Raw genomic sequence first — 7310 nt, 5'->3', positions numbered from 1 at the left:
AAGCCGTCGCCGATCCGGAGGCATTGCCGCCGCGCATCCTGGTCGGCAGATCTCTCTATCTCGTCGGCGACGTGCTTGCCGACAACGGCACGCCCCCGAAGTGAAGGCTGCAAAATGAAAAAAGCCCGGTCGAGCCGGGCTTTTTCATCAATGTGATATAATTCGTCGATATCAATCAGATAGCGCTCGAAATCCAGTTTGAAAGAACCGTCTTCGGCTTTGCGCCGACAGAGATATCGGCAACTTCGCCGCCCTTGAAGATTGCAAGGGTCGGAATGGAGAGCACACCGAACTGTGCGGCGAGTTCTGGATTCTCATCGATATTCAGCTTGGCGACCTTGACCTTGCCTTCCATCTCGACGGCGATTTCTTCGAGGCTCGGAGCAATCATCTTGCACGGGCCGCACCATTCGGCCCAGAAATCGACGACGACGGGTTCTGCGGATTCCAGAACTTCCGACTGGAAGTTATTGATATCGACTTTCACGGTAGCCATGGGCTGCTCCTTTAACGGAATTGGGTGTTGAACCACATGTGATGGTGCGGTGCCGAACTTTCAATGTCCGGTATTTCACTTTGTCTTGACCGCTGCAAGCGCCAAACCGAGCGCCTTTTCGCTCAGCGTGTAGAGCGAAGCGTTCTCGGTATAGACAAGCATGCAATCGATACGCTTATCAGGATAGAGCGGCGCGAGGATCTCGCGATAGATCGCCAGCTGTGCCCGGTGCGCGAAGGGGATAGCTTCTTCTGTTGCCGGCGGTACCCGATTGGTCTTGTAGTCGAGAATGACGACGCGATCGGCAAGAACGGCAAGCCGGTCGATGCGGCCGGAGACGGCATAGCGCCGGTCTTCGAGCGTCAATGTCCCCATGATCGAGACTTCGGGCTGGGCCTGCGCACCGAGAACAGCCTGCAGACCTTCCTCGTCCAATAGTTTCAGAACCGAATCGACAAGCTTGCGCCGTTCGGCTTCCGGCCAGAATCGAGCCGCCCTGTCGGCATAACGGCTCGCCGCGTCAGGCCGTTCGCCAAGTGGAATTTCGGGAAGCGCCTGCAGCATGCGATGGATCAGCCTGCCCTTTTCCAGCGAACGATCGCTGCGTTCCTTCTCGCCGAACAGCGGCGAGACGACCAGCAGACCGCCCTCGTCTTCATCGATGATCGTCCCGGCGCCGGAAGGGCTGAGCGGCCGGGGCAGCTCAGCCTGCGGCGGCAATGGCCGCAACAGGCCGGCCGGCAAGGTCTCCTCGCTGCCACGCTCTTGGCTGCGATCGATACGTTCGAAGCGTCGTTCCACCCGCGGCACGCGCCATTTGATGCCCGGCCATTCCCCATCGGAACCGGAGAATATGGTCGCCTCCACATGCGGATGGTCGTCGCGCAATGCCGTCGAAATCATCATATGCCAAGTGTCATTGTTCACACGCACGCCACGATAGCCGCAGACGACCAGCCGGTCGGCGGCGCGCGTCATGGCGACATAGAGCAACCGACGGTATTCTTCTTCGGCCAGCATCTGGATACGCGTCGCATCGTCCTGGGTCAGCGAATTGGCGAGATCGGAGACAGGAACCCAGACGGGCATCGGCGGCTCGTCGACACCGGTCTCGATCAGGCGAAGCTTCGGCAGATGCGTATGGGTGAAGGCCTTCGAACCACCGTCGACAAGGAAAACGATCGGTGCTTCAAGACCCTTGGAGGCATGCACCGTCATGATCCGCACCTCGTTGCGCCCCTTGTCCTGCTCGCGCTTCATTACCGGGGCTTCGAGCTCCAGCGTCGAGATGAAGGATTGCAGACCGGGAAGGCCGGAGCTCTCGTGGTCGAGCGTGAAGGTCAGGAATTCGTCGAGAATATCGCTGACTTCGGTGCCGAGACGGGCAAGGAATTGCCGCCGCCCGCCATAGCTGCCCAGCACGCGCGCATAGAAATCGTGAACCGACAGGCTCCTGGACTGCCGGAGAAACAGCTCCAGCCTCTCGACGGCAGCACGGAAACGCTCGGTGCCGTCGGCGGCGAAGCTTTTGAGATGGCTCCAGACGCTTTCATTGTCGCCGCGCAACGCGGCGATCGCAAAGATGTCGTCCTCGGAGAGATCGAAAAGCGGGCTCTTCAGCACGGCGGCGAGCGAAAGATCGTCTTCCGGCAGAAGCAGGAAACGGCCGAGCGCCAGCAGATCCTGCACGGCGATATGGCTGGTCAGCACCAGCCTGTCCGCACCGGCGACGGGAATATCGCCGCGGCGCTTCAACGCGCGCGTCAACGCATTGACGAAGGCATCGCGCTTGCGCACCAGCACCAGAATGTCGCCGGCCTCGATCAGGCGCTCCTTGCCTTTGTCGACGATGGTTTCACGGCCAACAAGCGTGCCGATCGAGTGGGCGATCCGCCGCGCGAGGATTGCGGCCGGCGCGCTTTCCGGCGTCGCGTCGAAGGGCGCCGTCCAGTCCTCTTCCTTCACCACTGCTTCCGGCGCAACCATCTCCCAGAGATCGACGGCGCCGGGATGTCCGATGCGGCTGGAACGATGCACGACCGGTTCGCCGAGCGCGCTAAGGCCGCGCGCGTTCTCGGGTGTCTTGAAAATGTGGTCGACCGCCTCGAGCACGTCGGCAGTCGAGCGGAACGACAGCGGCAGCCGCACCGAAGAAAAACTCTGCCCGCTATCGGAAACGCGCCGCCGCGTCCGGTCGCTCTCCTCGGAAAAACGCTCGGGCCTTGCCCCCTGGAAGGAATAGATCGACTGCTTTTCGTCGCCGACGGCAAAAAGCGTGCGCACGATCGGCCGGGCGCTTTCGCCGGAGAAAAAATCTTCGGCGAGCGACTGGATGACGCTCCACTGGATCGGGCTGGTATCCTGCGCCTCGTCGACGAGGATATGATCGATGCCCCGATCGAGCTTGTAGTGGATCCACGCACCGACGCCACTTTTCGTCAGCAGGTCGGCGGTGCGGGTGATCAGGTCCTCGAAATCGAGCTGGCTGCGCTGCTTCTTCAACTCCTCATAATCGTGATTCAGCCGATCGGCGAGCACGAGCGCTGCATGCGTGGCGCCGTACATCCGCATCAGTTTCAGCCGGTCGCGGCTTGCTTCGACATGTGCGCGGGCAATGGCGATGGCCTCCGCAAGCTGCGGCGCCTCGGCAAGCATGGCCTTGACGAAAAATTGCGAGTCCACCTTCGGCTCGCCCTTCACGGTCAGAAAGATTTTCTCGAGAAATTGCGCGCGCCTTGCGTCATCGCGCTCCCGCCCGGCGAGCCTGAGGCCGTAAGCAACTTCCTGCGCCTTCGTGCCGCCCTTCTGGTCGGCAAGCGAGAGATAGAGCTCCAGTGTGCTGCCCGAAAGCTCCGGCAAAGGCCAATATTGCGCCGCGATCCTGTCTTCCGTGTCGCCGACGGCAAGGCCGAGCCTTTTGCGCAGAACCTTGTCCACGCCGCCCTGCTGTTCGGCCGTCGCGGTGAAACGACGAATGGCATTGCGGTTGGCGACGATGTCGCCAAGCAGGTTCTCCAGTCCGGATTCGTCGCCGAGATTGAGCACGTAGGCGAATGCCTCGGCAAGGGCGCTGTCTTCGTCAGGCGCCGTTGCCGTCAGCAGCGCCCGGCGCGCATCGGAAAGCAACGCCACCGCCGCGCGATCGTCGAGAACCGAGAAATGTCCGGCAACGTTGGCTTCCAGCGGGAACTGGTGCAGCAGTGCCTCGCAAAAGGCATGGATCGTCTGGATCTTCAGTCCGCCGGGCGTTTCCAGCGCCTTGGCAAACAGCCGGCGAGCCTCGGCAAGCTTCAGTCCGTCGGGAGCCATACCTTCGATCTGTGTGATGCGACGGCGGAGGCCTTCATCGTCAAGCACCACCCATTCCGCCAGCCGTTCGAAGACGCGGTTCGACATTTCCGACGCCGCAGCCTTGGTGTAGGTGAGGCATAAAATGGCGGAAGGCCGCGCACCTGATAGCAGCAGCCGGATGACGCGCTGTGTCAGCACATGCGTCTTGCCGGAACCGGCATTGGCCGAGACCCATGCTGAACGCAGCGGATCGGAGGCAATCGCCTGCTGGATCGTCGTCCAGCCGATCCAGGCGCCCGGATCATCGTCGTTGGGAAGGGCGGTCACATCACTCATCGCCGCCGTCCTCTTCGGTTTCGGCCGTCGACCATTCGGAGACGCGGGCGAGGTGATCGTAGTCGCCGCCGAAATCGAATTGCTGGGCCGGGATCAGCCGCGAGGTAAAGCCTCTTTCGTTGGATTGCAACAATCCTACGAACTTGACCAGCTGATCGATCGATTCGGCGGCGAGATCCATCGCCGATTTGGCCTTGTCGCTGCGTGCAGAGTTCTCGTTGTTGACGATGTCGACCTGGAGAGGGCTTTTCGGCCGCAGGCGGACATAAAGCAGGTCCTGCGGCACGAGGCTGCCCGCGTCACGGAAAGCGCCGGCGTTCAGGGCCGCGGCCTCCAGAGCGAGCTGGGGATCAAGAAGCGCACGCGCCTGCGGCGGCGTAGGATTGTAGCCGGTCTTGTAGTCGATGATGTCGGCCGAGTGTGGTCCTGTTATGTCGATCCGGTCTGCAACGCCGGTGAGCCGGATATTGATCGGCTCCAGCTCCATGCCGCCCCGCACCTCCGTCAGCGTTTTCAGGATGCCATGCCGGCGTCCAGCTTCCCATTCGAGGAAGGCGCGGGCCACCGCGCGAAAGCGCGGCCGCCACACCGCGTCGATATGCGGCGGCAATTGTTCCATGTCGAAAAGCTCGGAAAGGACGTGCTCCATCGCCGCTGCCGCATCCGGCGTGCCGGCGATATGGGCTTCGCGGATGAACCGGTCGATGATCTTGTGGTAGAGCGTCCCGCGTTCGGCCGCCCCTGGATCGCGATTGAACGGGTCGACGGGGTCAAGCCGCAGGATGCGACGGGCATAGATGGCATAGGGATCTCGGCGCAGCCGGCCGACTTCGCTGAAGGAATAGGATTTCGGCTGCAGCGCCAGCGGCGGTTTCGGCGTGGGACGTTGCGCCGGCGCTTGGACCTCTCCTCGATCGATGAGAGCGGCCCATTGGAGAAACCGATCACCGCGAGCGCTCAATTCCGCTTCGAACGCCTCTCCGCCGAGCGCCAGCAGCCGCTGCAGCCAACGCGAGGCAACGGTCGGCGTCGAGCCCTGGCGCAGCGCGCGCGAATAGATCAGATGGCGTGTGCCGTTTGCCATCTCGAAATCATGTGCCAGCTGGCCGATGCGCCGCTCCGGCGGCTCGAGGCCGATTTCCGTCTTCATCATTCGCGGAATGAAGGGATTGTTGGCGGTCTGCCCCGGCCAGGTGCCTTCGTTCAGGCCGCCGAGGATCAGCGTATCGACGCTCTGCAGGCGGGCTTCCAGCGTGCCGAAGATGAAGAGTCGGGGATGGCTGAGCGCCCGTGGCTTCACCGCATGACCGGCGGCAAGGGCTGCCATGATGTCGATCCATTGCGGTCCGTCGGCCTCCATCTGGCCGTCCGTATCGATCACTTCACCGAGCAGGGCGGCCAGGGCATCTCCCGCTTCGTTCGACCAGAGATCGGCGAGATTGCCTTGTGGATCGACCGCGACCGCTTCAAGCGAACGGCCGGTGCGCTCCGCCCATTCGGACAATGTGAAGCGCGCGGTTCTTCCACGATCTTCCGGCCGATGCCGCATCAGCGCCGAAGCCAGCGGCTCGGTCGCTTGTGCGACCCGCCGGGCAAGGTCGTATGCGGCGTCGGCGGCATCGGGCGAAAGCGCTTTTCGCCATTGCGGCGCGTGCCTGTCCAGGGCCTGTTCGGCAAGTTGGTGCGTGAGCAGCGGTTCCAGCGTGCTGATATCCACCTCTGCCACGCCGCCGCGCAGTGCCAGCAGCTCGAGCGCCTCGGTAGCGGAAATCAATGCACCGCGCTCCAGGCCGAAGCGGGCAAGCGGATGTTTGAGCAGCGAGACGATCGCCACCGGATCGCCCGGCCGCAGCACTGCTTCCAGCAGCAATTGCAGCAAGGTGCCCTGCGGCATGGCCGAAAGCGGTGTGCCCGCCGAATCGTCGGCGAGGATGCCGAAGCGGGAAAGCTCGGCCATCACCCGCCGAGCGAGATTGCGGTCCGGAGTGATGAGGGCTGCCCGGCTCTCGCTGTCCTGTCCCGGTCTTTCCAGCGCCAGCCGGAGCGCGATGGCAATCGCGGTTGCTTCCTCGCGCTCATTGGCGGCTTCAATCAGCGAGACATCAGAGAAGGCCGAAGACAGCGCGCCTGCCGGCAGGTCGGTTTTCCAAGCTCCCCAGTCACTGGTCGCCTCCGCCGGAGCAAGGGCCCGCGACAGGATTTCGGCGCGCCGGTCAAGATCGGCCTCCGGTCTGTCGAGGAGCGTGACGTCGGCCCGCGTCAGCTTCAGCCGCTTGAGCAGCGACGACAGACCATATTGCGGATGGCTCCGGCTTGCCGGATTGGCATGTTGGCCTGGCGCCGGTTCCGGCGCGACCATCTGCCAGTGCCTTTCGGGCATGGAGAGATCCAGACCCGGAAGCACGATTACGCCTTCCGGCAGATGGGCGACGGCGGCAATGAGATCGGCGGTGGCGGGAACGGAACCCGTCGAACCGGCTATGATGATCGGCCCGGCGGGTTTCGTTGCCGAAAGCCGGCTTGCTTCGGCCCGGAGAATGGCGTTTCTGTGCCGCGCCGGCGAGGATTTGCCGAGTTCGGAAAGCCGCTCCGGCCAGAAGGCGCTGGCGATCTGCAGGAACTCCGCCGTCAACTGCCACCAGGCGGCATAATCGCCGGTATCGAGTTTCGACAGCTCCGACCAGTCGAGATCCTCGGTCTCGATGGAATCGATCAGCTCGGCAAGATTGCGGGCGAGCCAGATTGCATCCGCCGGGCTTGCCGGCGCGACGAGCGGCGAGTCCGAATGGATGTGGCGGACGATCTCCGGCAGCTTGTTTCGCCAGGCGAGGATCAGACGCGCAAGCTCCAGCAGACGGGCGGTATTCGACAGCGGCTGGGCGAGATCGATCGTTGCCGGCAGCGCCTCGTCGAAATAGCCGCTATCGTCATCGGTTTCGCCGAGCGGACGGATCACCGGCAGGATCGCCGAACGGCCGCCGAGCAGTTCGACGAATTCGGAGCGCAGCACGCGCACGGCCCGCCGGGTCGGCAGGTAGATCGTCACTTTGGCAAGCGATAGCGGATCATTGGCGTCGTGCCGGAAAATCGGCGTCAATCGGCCGTCGCAAAGTGTGGTCGCCAGCGTTTTCAGGAAGGAGAGGCCCGCTGGGATAGTCAGGATGCGTGGCTGGTGCCGCTCCGCCAT

Annotated in this window: 3 protein-coding genes; all 3 read right to left on the bottom strand. The window is 63.1% G+C overall.

Annotated elements, in window-relative coordinates; genetic code table 11:
- Positions 1–175: 175 nt before the first annotated feature.
- The 3 genes from trxA to addB all read right to left on the bottom strand — a co-directional run bounded on the left by trxA (position 176) and on the right by addB (position 7310).
- A complete protein-coding gene (gene trxA / locus FY112_RS23060) occupies positions 176–496 on the bottom strand; it encodes a thioredoxin (protein ID WP_151519364.1) in 321 nt (106 codons plus the stop codon).
- A gap of 75 nt (positions 497–571) precedes the next feature.
- The gene (addA, locus tag FY112_RS23055) at positions 572–4123 is read right to left on the bottom strand and encodes a double-strand break repair helicase AddA (protein ID WP_151519363.1); all 3552 of its coding nucleotides are present in this window, start codon (positions 4121–4123) and stop codon (positions 572–574) included.
- Positions 4116–7310, bottom strand: a complete 3195-nt coding sequence (gene addB, locus FY112_RS23050; RefSeq protein WP_151519362.1) for a double-strand break repair protein AddB — start codon at positions 7308–7310, stop codon at positions 4116–4118. Before addB ends, addA begins: the two co-directional genes overlap by 8 nt.

The organism is Rhizobium sp. PEPV16 (genome assembly GCF_008919455.1).
Lineage (GTDB): Bacteria > Pseudomonadota > Alphaproteobacteria > Rhizobiales > Rhizobiaceae > Rhizobium > Rhizobium leguminosarum_Q.
Note: the sequence above shows the minus strand (reverse complement) of the source record. Positions and strands in the feature narration are given on the sequence as shown.

Coding starts and splice junctions, on each gene's coding strand:
- trxA (WP_151519364.1), bottom strand. CDS start 496: ATGGCTACCGTGAAAGTCGATATCAATAACTTCCAGTCGGAAGTTCTG.
- addA (WP_151519363.1), bottom strand. CDS start 4,123: ATGAGTGATGTGACCGCCCTTCCCAACGACGATGATCCGGGCGCCTGG.
- addB (WP_151519362.1), bottom strand. CDS start 7,310: ATGGCGGAGCGGCACCAGCCACGCATCCTGACTATCCCAGCGGGCCTC.